The organism is Enterococcus sp. C50 (assembly GCF_040887505.1).
In the GTDB taxonomy this organism is placed as follows: domain Bacteria; phylum Bacillota; class Bacilli; order Lactobacillales; family Enterococcaceae; genus Enterococcus_B; species Enterococcus_B thailandicus.
Genome location: NZ_JBFOFW010000023.1, coordinates 1 through 450 on the forward strand (window position 1 = coordinate 1; position 450 = coordinate 450).

Sequence of the window (450 nt, forward strand, 5' to 3'; positions counted from 1 at the left end):
GTATAAGAACCGCTTGATTCTCTTTGTGCGATCCATTCTTTTGCAGAGTTAGAAGTAGTAGCTACTGCTTCTGTTGTTTCAACTGCTGGAGTTGCTTGAACTGTTTCTTGAACAGGTGCTTGAGCAACTTCTTGCGTTGTTTCTTGTTGAACAGGTTCAGCTTGAACTGCTTCTGTTTGAGGTGCAACATCTGTTGTTGAGCCTTGCTCTGAGGTTGGAATAGTTAATGTTTGACCTGCAAAAATCAGATTGATATCTGAAATTGAATTAGATTGAGCAATATGGTTAATCAAGGAGTTATCGCCAACATATTTTTGTGAAATAGTTGATAATGAATCGCCTGATTGAACAGTGTACGCTTCGTCTGCGTGTGTTGTTGTTCCCATAAATAATGCAGCGCCGGCAGCCAGAGTTGTTCCTAATAGTACAGTTTTAAGTGATTTCATATAA

The 450-nt window shown here is 39.3% G+C and carries 1 protein-coding gene; it reads right to left on the reverse strand.

Translation table 11 applies throughout. From position 1 onward, the window contains the following. Positions 1-446 (reverse strand): LysM peptidoglycan-binding domain-containing protein (locus AB3I20_RS12740; RefSeq protein ID WP_368027433.1); only part of this gene is annotated, 446 nt, incomplete at its 3' end. Between the last annotated feature and the right edge of the window lie 4 nt (positions 447-450).